Source organism: Pelagimonas sp. (genome assembly GCF_058892305.1).
Map to the genome: position 1 here is coordinate 195308 of NZ_JBZXVN010000017.1, position 14024 is coordinate 209331.

General features: G+C 56.2%; 15 protein-coding genes. 14 read left to right on the plus strand and 1 reads right to left on the minus strand.

Annotated features, from left to right (window positions below):
• Positions 1-256: 256 nt before the first annotated feature.
• The 8 genes from AC5EFR_RS07485 to AC5EFR_RS07520 all read left to right on the plus strand — a co-directional run bounded on the left by AC5EFR_RS07485 (position 257) and on the right by AC5EFR_RS07520 (position 9625).
• Positions 257-1420: an isovaleryl-CoA dehydrogenase gene (locus tag AC5EFR_RS07485; RefSeq protein WP_493575238.1), complete on the plus strand. Its 1164-nt coding sequence runs from the start codon at positions 257-259 to the stop codon at positions 1418-1420.
• Positions 1421-1474: 54 nt separating this feature from the next.
• Positions 1475-1951: a lysozyme inhibitor LprI family protein gene (locus AC5EFR_RS07490; protein WP_493575239.1), complete on the plus strand. Its 477-nt coding sequence runs from the start codon at positions 1475-1477 to the stop codon at positions 1949-1951.
• A complete protein-coding gene (locus AC5EFR_RS07495; protein ID WP_493575240.1) occupies positions 1951-3525 on the plus strand; it encodes an AMP-binding protein in 1575 nt (524 codons plus the stop codon). The genes AC5EFR_RS07490 and AC5EFR_RS07495 overlap by 1 nt, the downstream gene beginning before the upstream one ends.
• The gene (locus tag AC5EFR_RS07500) at positions 3522-5126 is read left to right on the plus strand and encodes a carboxyl transferase domain-containing protein (protein ID WP_493575241.1); all 1605 of its coding nucleotides are present in this window, start codon (positions 3522-3524) and stop codon (positions 5124-5126) included. Before AC5EFR_RS07495 ends, AC5EFR_RS07500 begins: the two co-directional genes overlap by 4 nt.
• A gap of 104 nt (positions 5127-5230) precedes the next feature.
• Entirely contained in the window at positions 5231-7174 is a 1944-nt protein-coding gene (locus tag AC5EFR_RS07505) for an acetyl/propionyl/methylcrotonyl-CoA carboxylase subunit alpha (RefSeq protein ID WP_493575242.1), read from the plus strand.
• A gap of 135 nt (positions 7175-7309) precedes the next feature.
• Entirely contained in the window at positions 7310-7981 is a 672-nt protein-coding gene (locus AC5EFR_RS07510; protein WP_493575243.1) for a glutathione S-transferase family protein, read from the plus strand.
• Between the two features lie 3 nt (positions 7982-7984).
• Entirely contained in the window at positions 7985-8842 is an 858-nt protein-coding gene (locus AC5EFR_RS07515) for a hydroxymethylglutaryl-CoA lyase (RefSeq protein ID WP_493575244.1), read from the plus strand.
• Positions 8843-9625, plus strand: coding sequence for a crotonase/enoyl-CoA hydratase family protein (locus AC5EFR_RS07520; RefSeq protein WP_493575245.1), 783 nt, complete (start codon positions 8843-8845; stop codon positions 9623-9625).
• A 10-nt stretch (positions 9626-9635) separates the two neighbouring features.
• Here the strand turns inward: AC5EFR_RS07520 and AC5EFR_RS07525 are convergent, their stop codons facing one another.
• On the minus strand, positions 9636-10079 hold the full coding sequence (locus AC5EFR_RS07525) for a hypothetical protein (RefSeq protein WP_493575246.1): 444 nt from the start codon (positions 10077-10079) through the stop codon (positions 9636-9638).
• Positions 10080-10167: 88 nt separating this feature from the next.
• Here AC5EFR_RS07525 and AC5EFR_RS07530 point away from each other — a divergent pair, with 88 nt between their 5' ends.
• From AC5EFR_RS07530 to AC5EFR_RS07555, 6 genes are all read left to right on the plus strand, one after another.
• Positions 10168-10554 carry a hypothetical protein gene (locus tag AC5EFR_RS07530; protein WP_493575247.1) on the plus strand — a complete coding sequence of 129 codons (387 nt, stop codon included), beginning with the start codon at positions 10168-10170 and terminating at the stop codon, positions 10552-10554.
• Between the two features lie 267 nt (positions 10555-10821).
• On the plus strand, positions 10822-11187 hold the full coding sequence (locus AC5EFR_RS07535) for an NADH-quinone oxidoreductase subunit A (protein ID WP_299927431.1): 366 nt from the start codon (positions 10822-10824) through the stop codon (positions 11185-11187).
• Positions 11178-11708, plus strand: a complete 531-nt coding sequence (locus AC5EFR_RS07540; protein ID WP_299927428.1) for a NuoB/complex I 20 kDa subunit family protein — start codon at positions 11178-11180, stop codon at positions 11706-11708. The genes AC5EFR_RS07535 and AC5EFR_RS07540 overlap by 10 nt, the downstream gene beginning before the upstream one ends.
• On the plus strand, positions 11705-12316 hold the full coding sequence (locus AC5EFR_RS07545; protein WP_493575248.1) for an NADH-quinone oxidoreductase subunit C: 612 nt from the start codon (positions 11705-11707) through the stop codon (positions 12314-12316). Before AC5EFR_RS07540 ends, AC5EFR_RS07545 begins: the two co-directional genes overlap by 4 nt.
• On the plus strand, positions 12316-12711 hold the full coding sequence (locus AC5EFR_RS07550; protein WP_493575249.1) for a hypothetical protein: 396 nt from the start codon (positions 12316-12318) through the stop codon (positions 12709-12711). Before AC5EFR_RS07545 ends, AC5EFR_RS07550 begins: the two co-directional genes overlap by 1 nt.
• Positions 12711-13931 carry an NADH-quinone oxidoreductase subunit D gene (locus AC5EFR_RS07555; protein ID WP_493575293.1) on the plus strand — a complete coding sequence of 407 codons (1221 nt, stop codon included), beginning with the start codon at positions 12711-12713 and terminating at the stop codon, positions 13929-13931. The genes AC5EFR_RS07550 and AC5EFR_RS07555 overlap by 1 nt, the downstream gene beginning before the upstream one ends.
• Positions 13932-14024 lie beyond the last annotated feature (93 nt).

Consider the following 14024-nt stretch of genomic DNA (forward strand, 5'->3'; position numbering starts at 1 on the left):
CCCGGTCAGATGTGTCAGAGATTTCATTGGCGGCAAAGGCATGTTTGCAAGCATGGCTGCCGGTGTCGCTGTGCGGGTGGCAGTCGGTCCGACATAAAGGTGTGACTGCAATGCACGTTTTAGCATCCTCTCAATATATAAATTAAACCAATTCCCTAGGCAGGATTTCCCATTTTTTAAGCATAGCTTGACCCGACTCGGAAAATCTGTGTATTAACTGAACAGGTGTTCAATAAGCGTGAGGAGGCGCAGAGCAATGTTCCTGGCCAGCATGACTTTCGATCTAGGTGAAGATGTAAACGCCCTGCGCGATATGGTGCACAAATGGGCGCAAGAGCGGGTCAAGCCGATGGCGGCCGAGATCGACAGCACAAACGAGTTTCCAAATGAGCTCTGGACCGAAATGGGCGAGTTGGGCCTTTTGGGGATCACTGTTCCCGAAAAATTTGGTGGGGCAGAGATGTCTTACCTCGCGCATGTGATTGCGGTTGAGGAAATCGCCCGTGCCAGCGCCTCGGTCTCTTTGTCCTACGGCGCGCATTCCAATCTTTGCGTCAATCAAATCAAGCTGAACGGCACCGACGAACAGCGTCAGAAATACCTGCCGGGCTTGTTGTCTGGCGAACACGTTGGGGCCTTGGCAATGTCCGAACCGGGGGCCGGTTCCGATGTAGTGTCGATGAAGCTGCGCGCCGAAAAACGCAATGATCGCTTTGTGTTGAATGGCAACAAATACTGGATCACCAACGGCCCTGACGCCGAGACGCTGGTTGTCTATGCCAAAACCGATCCCGATGCGGGGGCCAAGGGTATCACGGCCTTTATCGTTGAAAAAGACATGGCAGGCTTCTCGACAAGCCCGCATTTCGACAAAATGGGCATGCGCGGGTCGAACACCGCCGAGTTGATCTTTGAAAACGTCGAAGTGCCGTTTGAAAACATCCTTGGTGAAGAGGGCAAAGGCGTTCGCGTTTTGATGTCCGGTCTGGACTACGAACGCGTTGTTCTGGCCGGGATTGGCACCGGGATCATGGCCGCCTGTATGGACGAGGTCATGCCCTATATGGCCGAACGCAAACAGTTTGGTCAGCCAATCGGGAACTTCCAGCTGATGCAGGGAAAAATTGCCGATATGTACACGGCGATGAACTCGGCGCGGGCTTATGTGTACGAAGTCGCGCGCGCCTGTGATCGCGGCACAGTCACCCGTCAGGACGCGGCGGCGTGCTGTCTTTATGCGTCTGAACAGGCGATGGTTCAGGCGCATCAGGCGGTTCAGGCGCTTGGCGGGGCGGGCTTCTTGGCCGATGCAGCCGTCGGACGTTTGTTCCGTGATGCCAAGTTGATGGAAATTGGGGCTGGCACAAGCGAAATTCGCCGTATGCTGGTTGGGCGTGAATTGATGGGCAAAATGCTCTGATCCGCGCGGGTCGGGCAGGGTGCCCGGCCCAGCAATCCACAACGGGAGCCTCGTATGCGTCTTCTCACCTTCATCTTTGCTGTCCTCTCAAGCGGTGTCGCCGCACAGGATTTGACCTATTCTGATTATGCCACCGACGCGTGTCTTCAAAGCGCGCGGCCTTATCAGGACTGTGTTGGCCTTTCTGCACTGCAATGTATGCAGGACACGCCGGGCGGGTTTTCGACCTACGGCGAAAGCGGCTGCTTGGATGCTGAGTTGCAGTACTGGGACAGGTTGTTGAACGTCAACTACAAGGCGAAAATGGCGACATCCAAGGCCAACGACATCGCGAACGAAGGGTTTGGCCCATCGCAGGCCGATGCCTTGAAACAGATGCAGCGCGCGTGGATTCCCTTTCGTGACGCCAAATGTGACTACGAGCGCAGCCAATGGGGCGGCGGCACAGGTGGCGGCCCGGCTACGTTAAACTGTTTGATGCATACCACCGCGGAACAAGCTGTTTTGCTTGGGGAATCTTGGGGCGACTGATGCTGCCACGCGGACTATCATACGACGCACTTCGGGCGGCAGTTCGGAACGAGCTTCCAGAGCGGTTAAATATGGCGGCTCAGGTCTGCGATGACTGGGCTGCGAAGTTCCCCGACAAACTGGCGATTATTGATTTGTCGGATGGCGAGCGCGTTGATGTCACTTATGCGGATTTACAACGCCTTAGCTGGCAGGTGCAAGCGGCTTTGGTTGCGCGTGGCGTTCAGTCCGGCGATCGGGTTGGCGTCCTTCTGGGGCAATCGCCGCTCTGCGCAGCCGCCCACATTGCAACTTGGCGTTTGGGCGCAATCTCTGTTCCCTTGTTCAAGTTGTTTCGCCAAGAGGCCTTGGCCTCGCGTCTTGATAACTCCGGCACGCAAGTTGTTGTAACAGATGAAGAAGGGGCAGTTCTTCTTGCTCCTTTTGACGTCGGTGTGATCCAACAAACAGACCTCTCTGAGCCTGTTCCACAACCCATGCTCCAGACAGGACCTCAAGACCCGGCGGTGCTGATCTACACGTCTGGCACCACTGGAAAGCCCAAAGGTGCGCTTCATGCGCACAAAATGCTAAACGGGCATTTGCCCGGTGTCGAAATAAGTCACGATTTCTTAGGTTTAGAGGGTGATGTTCTTTGGACACCTGCAGATTGGGCTTGGATCGGAGGCCTGTTTGATGTTCTCATGCCCGGACTGGCGCTTGGCGTTCCGGTTGTGGCCGCACGCATGGCAAAGTTCAGCGTCGAATTTTGCTTGAGTATCATCTCGCAAGCGCATGTAAAAAATGTGTTTTTCCCTCCAACAGCTCTGCGTTTTCTCAAGGCGGAAAACGCCCAAATTGCTGGCCTTCGTACCGTGGCCTCAGGTGGGGAACCCTTAGGGGCCGAGATGCTCGCTTGGGGGCAACAGGCGCTTGGCGTTACAATCAACGAATTCTACGGTCAGACTGAATGCAATATGGTCGCCAGCTCCTGTAGCGTTTTGTTTCCTCCGCATCCGGGTGCCATAGGCAAACCCGTTCCGGGGTTTGACATCGCTGTGGTTGACGAAGATGGCCACGAGGTCGACGGCGAAGGGGATATCGCGATCCGTCGCGGCGCGCCCTCTATGTTGTTGGAATATTGGAATAACCCGGCGGAAACCGCTGCGAAATTCCGCGGCGACTGGATGGTGATGGGTGATCGTGGTGTGTTTCAAGACGGCTATCTGCGCTTTGTTGGCCGCGAAGATGATGTAATCACCTCGGCGGGCTATCGGATTGGCCCTGCTGAAATCGAGGATTGTTTACTCACCCATCCCGGTGTTGCCACCGTTGGCGTTGTGGGCAAACCGGATCTGCTAAGAACCGAAATCGTGAAAGCCTATGTCGTTGCAAAACAAGGCGTTAACCTTTGCGAAAGGGATCTTCAGACTTGGGTCAAAGATCGCTTGGCAAACTATTCCTATCCAAGAGAAATCAGTTTTCTGGATGAGCTGCCAATGACTGTCACTGGCAAGGTTATCCGCAAAGACCTCAAAGCCCGCGCAGCCGCTGAGGCGCAGGCAGACACCCCAAAAAGGCAGGAGACACCATGAAGCTCCAATCCCAAGCGATTGCTTCTTCTGAGCAATTTAAATCCAACCAATCCGCCCACCTCGACGCGCTTGCGGAAATCCGTGAGGCCGCTGACATGGCGGCGGCGGGTGGCGGCGAACGATCGCGTGATCGTCACATCAGCCGTGGGAAAATGCTGCCGCGTGAACGGGTTGCCAACTTGCTTGACCCCGGAACCCCGTTTCTTGAGGTTGGTGCCACGGCGGCTCACGGTCTTTACGACAATGCCGCCCCCTGTGCTGGGGTGATTGCAGGCATCGGTCAGGTGCAAGGCCGTCAGGTTATGGTTGTTTGCAATGATGCCACCGTCAAAGGTGGCACGTATTATCCGATGACGGTCAAAAAGCACCTACGTGCCCAAGAGATCGCTGAGGAAAACCATCTTCCTTGCATCTATTTGGTGGATAGCGGCGGTGCGAACCTGCCAAATCAAGACGAGGTGTTCCCGGATCGCGATCACTTTGGTCGCATTTTCTACAACCAAGCCCGCATGTCCGCCAAAGGCATCGCACAGATCGCGGTTGTCATGGGGTCTTGTACGGCAGGTGGGGCCTATGTGCCGGCTATGTCGGACGTCACCATTATCGTTAAGGAACAAGGGACGATCTTCCTTGCTGGCCCGCCCTTGGTCAAAGCCGCGACTGGTGAGGTTGTCACCTCCGAAGATCTCGGCGGCGGCGATGTTCATACGCGCCTTTCCGGCGTTGCGGATTATTTGGCCGAGGACGATAGCCACGCGCTGGCGCTTGCTCGCCGTGCAGTTGGCAACCTTGGTCCCGCCAAGAGCGCTTTGGTCAACCTGCAAAACCCCGAAGACCCGGCCTATGACCCCGATGAAATCCTTGGTGTCGTGCCCGGCGATCTTCGCACGCCCTATGACATCCGCGAAGTCATCGCCCGCATGGTAGACGGATCGCGGTTTGACGAATTCAAAGCGCGTTTCGGCGAAACTTTGGTTACTGGATTTGCCCATGTCATGGGGATGCCCGTCGGGATCATCGCCAACAACGGCGTACTCTTCTCTGAGGCCGCACAAAAGGGTGCGCATTTCGTAGAATTGTGTTCCCAACGCTCTATCCCGCTGGTGTTCCTGCAAAATATCACCGGGTTTATGGTTGGTCGCAAATACGAAAACGAAGGTATTGCGCGACATGGGGCCAAGATGGTCACCGCCGTTGCGACCACAAATGTGCCTAAGATCACGATGTTGGTCGGCGGAAGCTTTGGTGCGGGCAATTACGGCATGTCCGGTCGCGCCTACCAGCCGCGTTTCCTTTGGACATGGCCCAATAGCCGGATCAGCGTCATGGGTGGCGAACAGGCCGCTGGCGTGTTGGCTACGGTGAAACGCGACGGGATCGAGCGTAAAGGTGGGACATGGTCCGCCGAGGACGAGGCCGAGTTCAAACGCCCGACCATCGAGATGTTCGAACGCCAGGCGCACCCGCTTTATGCCTCGGCCCGTTTGTGGGACGATGGGATCATCGACCCACGAAAATCCCGCCAAACACTTGCGCTGTCCTTGCGCGCATCTCTGAACGCACCGATCGAAGACACACGCTTTGGCGTGTTCCGCATGTGATTTACCCATGTGTTATTCATCGATGTCTTCATCTTGCAAATTAAACTCCGGGGAGCGCGAGGGGCAGGCCCCTCGTTGCCGACCACACCTCATGGAGATACCCCATGTTTGATACCATTTTGATCGCCAACCGTGGTGAAATCGCCTGTCGCGTTATCGAAACTGCGCGCAAAATGGGCCTGCGCAGTGTCGCGGTGCATTCTGATGTTGATGCGGGCGCGAAACATGTGGCTTTGGCCGACGACGCGATTTGCATCGGCGAAGCGGCCCCGGCGGCAAGCTATCTGCGCGGCGACGCAATCATCGCCGCGGCGCAGGCCACAGGGGCGCAGCTAATCCATCCGGGATACGGTTTTTTGTCCGAAAACCCGGATTTTGTTGATCAAGTTGAGGCCGCAGGTCTGACCTTTGTTGGCCCATCTGCCCATGCAATCCGTTCTATGGGCCTCAAGGATGCGGCCAAAAAGCTGATGCAAGAGGCAGGCGTGCCAATTGTTCCGGGCTACATGGGAGAAGACCAAGATCCCGGACATTTAGAGGTCGAAGCGCAAAGCATCGGTTATCCCGTACTGATCAAAGCGGTGGCCGGGGGGGGCGGCAAAGGCATGCGCCTTGTTGAACGTCCCGAAGAATTTGTCGACGCATTGGAAAGCGCCAAATCCGAAGCGCGCACCGCCTTTGGAAATGATCATGTGCTGATTGAAAAGTTCATCTTGCAACCTCGTCACATCGAGGTGCAGGTGTTTGGCGATGGTGAAAAAGCCGTGCATTTGTTTGAACGCGATTGTTCGCTTCAGCGTCGCCACCAGAAAGTTATCGAAGAAGCGCCAGCACCGGATATGCCGGAGAACGTCCGCCAAGCCATGGGGCAGGCGGCGGTACGCGCCGCCGAGGCGATTGGCTACAAAGGGGCGGGGACGGTCGAATTCATCGTGGATGGCTCGGACGGGCTCCGCGAGGACGGGTTCTGGTTCATGGAAATGAACACCCGTTTACAAGTTGAACATCCGGTGTCCGAGTTGATCACCGGTGTGGATTTGGTCGAATGGCAAATCCGCGTCGCTTCAGGCGAAAGTCTCCCTGCGCAACAGGATGAGTTGTCAATCAAGGGCCATGCCTTTGAGGCCCGTCTTTATGCCGAAGACGTTCCGGCCGGGTTCTTACCTGCCACGGGGCGTTTGGCGCATTTGGCTTTCCCGGACGGGGTGCGCGCCGATAGCGGCGTGCGGTCGGGGGATGAGATCAGCCCGCATTACGACCCGATGATTGCCAAGGTGATCGTGCATGGGCCGACCCGCGCCGTAGCCTTGCGGCAGTTGGCGCGCGGTTTGCGTGAAACCGAAGTGGCCGGCACGGTGACGAACCTGTCCTTTTTGGGCGCATTGGCTGAGCACGACGGTTTTGGTCGCGGTGAAGTCGATACCGGTCTGATCGCCCGTGACATTGACGCCTTGGTTGCGCAGCCCGATGACAATCCGCAGGCACGCGCGCAAGCGGCGCTTATTGCCGCCGGGATTTGGGATCAGGACGGGGCAGACAGCGGTTTCACCCTGTGGCAACCGCTTGTCCGAACGGTGTGGATTGAAGACGGTGGTGAGCCGCGCGAAATCAAGCTGCGGATGCGCGGCGCTGGCGATTGTTTGGTTGATACTGATGGGCTGGTGGTTGAGGCTTTGCACACCGCGTCTGGCTGGGAACTGGATGGTGACCGCGCCGCCAATTTCGCACAAAGCGGCGATGAAATCACGATTTTCACCGATTACGGACGGTCTTATCGTGTGATTGACCTGTTGGCCCGCGATTCTGATGGTGGCGCGGATGCGACGCTTACTCTTGCGCCGATGCCCGGTCGGGTTGTGTCGGTTCATGTGTCGCCCGGTCAAACCGTGTCCGAAGGTGATCGTTTGGCGGTGTTGGAAGCGATGAAGATGGAACACACAATGGTTGCGGGCCGTGACGGGACTATTGCCGAGGTTTTGGTCGCCGATGGTGATCAGGTTGAGGCCGGTGCCCCGCTGATCCGTCTGGAAGAAGAGGCCGAGGCCTAAGCAATAACCGCTCGGCAGGCGCACCCAAAAGTTTTGCAAAACTTTTGAAAAATCCGTGCACGGATTTTGGAGGAGCGCCGCGCCGGGATCGGTGAAAAACGCCATGGTTGAACAAGGTCGGAGGAGGGCCATCCCATGATCAAACTGCATCACGTCCAATATGGTCGCTCGTTTCGTATTCTTTGGTTGATCGAAGAAGCGGGGTTAGAGGCCAAATTTGGCCCGCTTGAGATCATCGAACACCAAATCGGATCAAGGGAGATGCGCGAGAGTGGTTTGCCGCGAGTGTCTCCAGCAACGCGCATTCCGGCGATCGAGATTGATGGGTTGGAAATGGCCGAATCCGGGGCGATCCTTGAGTATTTGGTCGAAACCCATGCGCCGGAGCTCGGTCGTGTTGCGGGTCACACCGAACGCGCCGCCTATTTGCAATGGATCCACTACTCGGAAACCATGGCCAGCCTGATCGAAAACCTCAACCTTCAGATGGTGTTCTTGCGCCCGCCTGCGAAACCAAGCCCGATTGTCGTCAAGCTGACTGTGGCCCGCCTGCGCGCGGCGCTTCAAGGGATGGAGGCCCGGATGGGGGAGGGCGACTGGCTTTTGCCCGATGGGTTTTCCGGGGCGGACATCATGATGGGCTTCAACCTATTTGCTGCACCTTACTATGTTGATCTGGCTGAGTTTCCCAAGCTCATGGCCTACAAAACCCGCATCGAAGCCTTGCCGTCACACCAGCGGGCCTGTGCCCGAGAGGGCGCGCAACGGTTTTATGACAAAGATTTTTACCCGGTTCCGGAGGCCTGATTTGTGACCAATCACGTTGAGATTTTCGAAGTTGGCCCGCGTGACGGGTTGCAGAATGAGAAACGCCAAATCCCGACGGCGGAGAAGGTGGCGCTGGTCGACTGCCTAAGCCGGGCCGGGTTCAAACGCATCGAATGCGCCAGTTTTGTCAGCCCGAAATGGGTGCCGCAGATGGCGGATAGTGCCGATGTTCTAGCCGGCATCCGCCGTGCCGCGGGCATTTCTTATGCGGCGCTTACGCCCAATATGAAGGGGTTGGAAAACGCCATTGCCGCCAAGGCGGACGAGGTGGCGATTTTCGGTTCCGCCTCTGAGGGCTTCAGCAAGGCCAATATCAACGCAACCATCGCCGAAAGCCTTGAGCGGTTTAAACCGGTTGCACAAGCCGCCCAAGATGCGGGGCTGCCGGTGCGGGGCTATGTGTCTTGTGTGGTTGAATGCCCCTACGACGGGGCCGTTGATCCGGCGCAAGTGGCGCGGGTTGTGGCGGCGCTGCGCGACATGGGGTGCTACGAAATCTCGCTTGGTGACACAATTGGACGGGGTCAGCCCGAGGCCATTGCCAAGATGCTCGATGCGGTTTTGACCGAACTGCCTGCTGATAAGCTTGCCGGGCATTTCCATGATACCAGCGGCAAAGCTTTGGCCAATATTGAGGTCGCTTTGGACAAAGGGCTTCGGGTTTTTGACGGCGCGGTTGGCGGCTTGGGCGGGTGCCCTTATGCGCCGGGTGCGGCGGGCAATGTCGCCACCGAGGCGGTCCATGACCGCGTCACACAGCTGGGATATGAAACGGGCCTTGATCGGGCCATTTTGGATGAGGCCGCCCAAATGGCGCGCGCCATGCGGGGGGACGCCTGAATGTTCGAAACAATCGATATCCAAACCGACGCGCGGGGTGTCGCGACGCTGACCCTCAACCGGGCGGACAAACACAACGCCATGTCAGCGCAAATGATAGCCGAGTTGACCGAAGCCGCCGGGCAATTGGGCGGTGACGATGCGGTGCGTGTGGTGATCCTAACCGGGGCAGGGCGAAGCTTTTGCGCCGGAGGTGATCTGCGCTGGATGCAGGATCAGATGGCCGCCGACGCCAAGACCCGCTTTGTCGAGGCCAAAAAGCTGGCGATGATGCTTAAGGCGCTGAATGAAATGCCCAAACCGCTTGTCGGCCGGGTCCAGGGGCAGGCCTTTGGCGGCGGTGTTGGCATGGCATCGGTTTGTGATGTGGCGATTGGGGTTGAGGGCGCGAAGTTCGGCTTGACCGAAACAAAACTGGGCCTGATCCCCGCCACCATTGGCCCCTATGTTCTAGCCCGGTTGGGCGAGGCGATGGCGCGGCGTGTTTTCATGTCAGCCCGTATTTTTAAGGCTGATGAAGCGGTGACTTTGGGCCTTTTGGCCAAAGCAGTACCCGCGGATGAACTTGATGCGGCAGTTGAGGACGAGGTTGCGCCCTATCTATCGGTCGCGCCGGGGGCTGTGGCCGAGGCCAAACGCTTTACCCGGTGGCTTGGCATGCCGATCACCGAAGAGGTGATTGACCAAACAATTCAAGGGCTCGTTGATCGGTGGGAAGGCGAGGAAGCCCAAGAAGGGATCGGCGCGTTTTTCGACAAACGCAAACCGGCTTGGATCACATAATTCCCGTCCCCTAATCTGAGCAAATTGCGATTTTGCTAACCACCCAATAGAGTTCGGTCTCTTGTCTATAGAGACCGAATTCCAGCACCTGTGGGTCATTGTCGCCGTTGACATGAAGCCAGATGTGATGCGGTGTGCCATCCGGCGTCAGAAAGTCGACGCCAACACCGTCGTCGGGGCTGTCGCGAATATCGGTGCAGGAAAAGGTTTGCACCAAGGCGGCGCGCGCTTCGACTGATCCGGCTTGCGCACAAAGAGAGATGTCCTGATCAAACCGGATGTGGCGGACATTGGCGGGTAGTTCAAGGAAACCACCGGGGATAGGATCAAGCCCAAGCTGCTGGCTCTCGCCAGCACAGTCTTGACCCTGTGATCGGGTTTGTACTTGGTTTTCCGCCCATGCGGGCACCGCCGCCACAAGAATGGCACTGAAAATGACCGATTTGCGCTGCATAGCAGTCTCCTTTGGATGAGGTGATTGCCGGACTGGTCCGCTCAGCGTATCACAAAACGATCCCTTTCCGAAGCAATGAGCCAAATTCATGACCACGCAAATCGCCCATTTGTTCGCAACCGGCTGTCTTGCCATCATTTTCTTTCAAATTGCATTGATCGCCGGGGCTCCGCTTGGCGAATATACCCAAGGCGGCCAAAATGTTGGTGCGCTTCCGCGTCGGGGGCGGATTATCGCGGCCCTATCGATTCCCATTTTGCTGTTTTGCGGCTTGGCGATCCTGTCGGCGGCGGGGTTTCCCGGTTTAGGCTTGCCACGGTGGGCAGGGTGGATTGCCCTTGTTGTTATGGTGATTAGCGCCATTTTGAACTGGATCACACCGTCCAAAAAGGAACGCGCGGTCTGGGGGCCGATCATGTTGGTGATGGCGGGTTTTGCGGCCCATGTGATGATTGCCACCTTGGGGGCAAACTAAGGGACAAAGTGACCAACCCAAATCAACCGCAAGATATTTCCGCGACGCAAGCGCGCGCCCTGATTATTCATGGCGCAATGCGACCAAGGTAATATTTCCGTTCAAGGTTCTGAAATTCAATAAAATTTCTCCCAAACCGCGATCTGTTTACCTTCGATTTCATTCTATTGAATATCAACCCGCCTTGTTGACCCTGCCTGCCCATAGGGCTAAGGCATCCCTGAACCGATCTGCGCGCGTTATGCGTGCCAAAGAAGGAGCCGCCTCGTGGAAGAGATGCTGCGGGAATACCTTCCCATCCTCGTCTTTGTGGCCATTGCCGTTGTCATTGGTCTTGTTTTCCTTTTCGCCGCCATTCTGATTGCCGTGCGCAATCCGGATCCGGAAAAGGTTTCGGCCTATGAATGCGGGTTCAACGCATTTGATGACGCCCGAATGAAATTCGATGTCCGTTTCTACCTCGTCGCGATCCTGTTCATCATTTTTGACCTCGAAATCGCCTTCTTGTTCCCATGGGCCGTGGCCTTTGCGGATATCTCGATGGTTGGCTTCTGGTCTATGATGGTCTTCTTGGCGGTGCTGACAGCCGGATTTGCTTACGAATGGAAGAAAGGGGCGCTCGAATGGGAGTGATGACAGGGACCCAGGTCGGCGCGGACAAAGAAGTCGCCACTCAGGCCATCAACCGCGAGCTGCAGGACAAAGGTTTCCTGCTGACCTCGACGGAAGACATCATTAACTGGGCGCGCACCGGCTCGCTGCACTGGATGACCTTTGGGTTGGCCTGCTGTGCGGTTGAGATGATGCACACCTCGATGCCACGTTACGACGCCGAGCGTTACGGGATCGCCCCGCGCGCCAGCCCGCGCCAGTCTGACTTGATGATCGTGGCCGGGACATTGACCAACAAAATGGCCCCGGCGCTGCGCAAGGTTTATGACCAGATGCCAGAGCCGCGCTATGTGATTTCCATGGGCTCTTGTGCCAATGGTGGTGGTTACTATCACTACAGCTATTCGGTTGTACGTGGTTGTGATCGCATCGTGCCGGTTGACGTCTATGTGCCGGGCTGCCCGCCCACGGCCGAGGCGCTTCTTTATGGCCTGATGGCGCTACAAAAGAAAATTCGCCGGACGGGGACACTTGTACGATGAGTGAAGCACTGAACGAACTGGGCACATTGATCGAAGCCAAACGCCCCGATTGCGTTTTGGGTTGGGAAATCGCCTATGGTGAACTCAACATTGATGTGGCCCCGGCCAATATCAAAGGCTTTGTTGAGTTTCTAAAGACCGATCCGAATTGCAAATTCTCGACTTTGGTTGACCTGTCTGGTGTTGACTACCCTGATCGGGCCAAGCGTTTTGATGTCGTCTATCACTTCTTGTCGATGTATCAAAACCACCGCATTCGCCTGCGCTTGTCTGTGCGCGAAGACGAAATGGTTCCGTCGATTGTTGATGTCCACCCTTCAGCCAATTGGTTCGAGCGTGAAACATTTGACATGTATGGCATTCTTTTCTCGGGCCACCCGGATCTGCGCCGTTTGTTGACGGATTACGGTTTCCGTGGCCACCCGCTGCGCAAAGATTTCCCAACCACCGGTTACACCGAAGTCCGTTATGACGAAGAGCTGAAACGCGTCGTCTACGAACCCGTGTCACTGGTTCAGGAATACCGCCAGTTTGATTTCATGTCGCCTTGGGAAGGCGCGCAATATGTGCTTCCCGGCGATGAAAAGCAGGAAGAGAAAACAGGGTAATGAAAAAGCTGCTGGTCTTGTCTTATGTATTTGGAATAGGTGTCTTTTTCTTCACCTACGCCAAAGATATGAGCAGCTTGCAGAAGTTTTACTTTTTCATAAGCTTGTTGGTCGCCGGTGGCCTCCTTTTTTGTATCGTGGTCGTTCTTGGACAAATGTTCGTTCGGTCTTACAAAATGCAGGGGAAGAACAGGCGAGTGAAACTTATGTATGACTTGTTCGCTCCAACTGGATTGGGATTGCTTGGAAATTTCGCTCTTGCTCAACCGGCATCTGACGAACCGGAAAGCATACCCGAAAAATTTGATCCAGAAGTTGCCAGCCTTGATACGGCTAGAGAGAACGGGTTTGGAGGTGGCTATATAATGCCAATCGAATCGAGGAACTATAGATGATGGACGGCTCCAAAGGTTTCGATGACGCCCTGACAGGCGAACAGAAAATCCGCAATTTCAACATCAACTTCGGGCCTCAGCACCCGGCGGCACACGGCGTGTTGCGTATGGTGCTTGAGCTGGATGGCGAGATCGTAGAACGCGCAGACCCCCATATTGGCCTGCTGCACCGTGGGACGGAAAAGCTCATGGAGAGCCGGACCTACCTACAAAACCTGCCTTATCTGGATCGCCTCGATTACGTGGCTCCGATGAATCAGGAACACGCTTGGTGTCTGGCGATTGAAAAGCTGACCGGTGTTGAGGTTCCGCGCCGTGGCTCGCTCATCCGCGTGCTGTTTAGCGAAATCGGCCGGGTGTTGAACCACCTGCTGAACGTGACAACCCAAGCGATGGACGTCGGCGCGCTGACACCGCCTCTCTGGGGCTTTGAAGAACGCGAAAAGCTCATGATTTTTTATGAGCGCGCCTGTGGTGCCCGTCTTCACGCCAACTATTTCCGCCCCGGCGGTGTGCATCAGGACCTGCCAGAGGCGCTCTTGGATGACATCATCGAATGGGCCGGTCATTTCCCCAATGTTCTCGATGACATCGACGGGTTGCTGACCGAAAACCGGATTTTCAAACAGCGGAACTGCGATATCGGTGTTGTGACCGAAGAAGAGATCCTTGATTGGGGCTATTCCGGTGTCATGGTGCGCGGTTCGGGCCTTGCGTGGGATTTGCGTCGCGCGCAGCCCTATGAATGCTACGATGAATTCGATTTCCAAGTGCCGGTTGGCAAAAACGGCGACTGCTATGATCGCTATCTTGTCCGTATGGAAGAGATGCGCCAATCGACCAGCATCATTTTGCAGGCGATCGAAAAACTGCGTGCTCCCGAAGGGCAGGGCGATGTTCTGGCCCGTGGCAAGCTGACCCCACCCAAACGTGGCGAAATGAAAACCTCGATGGAATCTCTGATCCATCACTTCAAACTTTATACCGAAGGGTTCAAAGTTCCGGCCGGCGAAGTATACGCCGCCGTAGAAGCCCCTAAAGGTGAGTTTGGGGTGTATATGGTCGCTGATGGGTCCAACAAACCTTACCGTGCCAAGCTGCGCGCGCCGGGGTTCTTGCATCTGCAATCGATGGACCACGTTGCCAAAGGCCACCAACTGGCCGATGTCGCGGCGATCATCGGCACCATGGATGTCGTTTTCGGCGAAATCGACAGGTAATCTTCAAGGCGGCTGGGACACCGGCCGCTTTGTCCGTCCCTTAGTAACCAACCCTGCCAGACCAAGACAGCGCAACAGATTGGCGAAGACACC